The 1,235-nt window shown below is 56.6% G+C and carries 1 protein-coding gene; it reads left to right on the forward strand.

Annotated features, from left to right (window positions below):
- The first annotated feature begins 64 nt into the window (after window positions 1-64).
- Window positions 65-1,227, forward strand: a protein-coding gene (locus tag ABE528_RS27295) for an IS3 family transposase (RefSeq protein WP_346654632.1) whose coding sequence is annotated in 2 segments (ribosomal slippage) — window positions 65-320 and window positions 320-1,227 — 1,164 coding nt in all. Because the reading frame shifts where the segments join, the coding sequence is not laid out codon by codon here.
- The last annotated feature ends 8 nt before the right edge of the window (window positions 1,228-1,235 follow it).

Raw genomic sequence — 1,235 nt, forward strand, 5'->3', positions numbered from 1 at the left:
TGTAGTGGTCTACTAACCCCGGACACCCATTTAGGCGAGAATGCTCGCCACAGAGAGGTGTCCGATGACCAAGCAACGCCGTACCTTTACCCCTGAGTTCAAGCACGAAGCTGCCTGCCTGGTGCTCGATCAAGGCTACAGCCATGCCGAAGCGGCCCGTTCGCTCGGCTTGGTCGAGTCGGCCCTACGCCGATGGGTTAATCAGCTTCAGCAGGAGCGCGGCGGCGTTACGCCGGCCAGCAAAGCGTTGACGCCAGAGCAGCAAAAAATCCAAGAGTTGGAAGCCCGGATCACGCGCCTTGAACGCGAGAAATCGATACTAAAAAAGGCTACCGCGCTCTTGATGTCGGAAGATCTCGAGCGTACGCGCTGATCCGCCAGCTCAGCGACCATGAGCCCGTTGATTGTTTGTGCGAAGTGTTCGAAGTCACTCGCTCAAGTTACTACGCACATCGTCACAGAAGGCGCACTCCGGACGTTGAACGACTACGGTTGCGCAGTCGAGTGAATGAGTTGTTCACGCGAGGTCGAAGTGCGCCCGGCAGCCGTACCCTCATGGCAATGATGCAAGAAGAGGGTGAGCAAATCGGGCGGTTCAAGGTACGCAGCCTGATGCGTGAGCTGGCGTTGATCAGCAAGCAGCCAGGATCACATGCGTACAAAAAGGCCACAGTGGAGCGGCCAGATATACCGAATACCTTGAACCGAGCGTTTGATGTCGGAGCGCCAAATCAGGTCTGGTGTGGAGACATCACTTACGTCTGGGCACAGGGCAAATGGCACTATCTGGCAGTTGTCCTGGATCTCTATGCACGCAGAGTGGTTGGCTGGGCCTTATCAGAAAAGCCGGATGGAGACCTGGTGGTCAAAGCGCTGGACGTCGCCTACGAACAACGTGGAAAGCCTCAAGGACTCCTGTTCCACTCTGACCAGGGATCGCAATATGGCAGCCGTCAGTTCCGCCAGAGACTGTGGCGCTACCGCATTCGCCAGAGCATGAGCCGCCGAGGCAACTGCTGGGATAATGCACCGATGGAGCGAGTCTTTCGCAGCTTGAAGTCAGAGTGGATACCGACCACGGGCTACCTGACCGGGCAGCAGGCTCAACGAGACATTGGCCAATACCTGATGAGCCACTACAACTGGATCCGACCTCATCAGTTCAACGATGGACTGGCTCCGGCGAAAGCTGAAGAAAAACTCAAAACCCTGTCCGGGATGAGTTGACCACTACA

Origin of the sequence: Pseudomonas sp. TWI628, from assembly GCF_039673865.1 — a bacterium.
In the GTDB taxonomy this organism is placed as follows: domain Bacteria; phylum Pseudomonadota; class Gammaproteobacteria; order Pseudomonadales; family Pseudomonadaceae; genus Aquipseudomonas.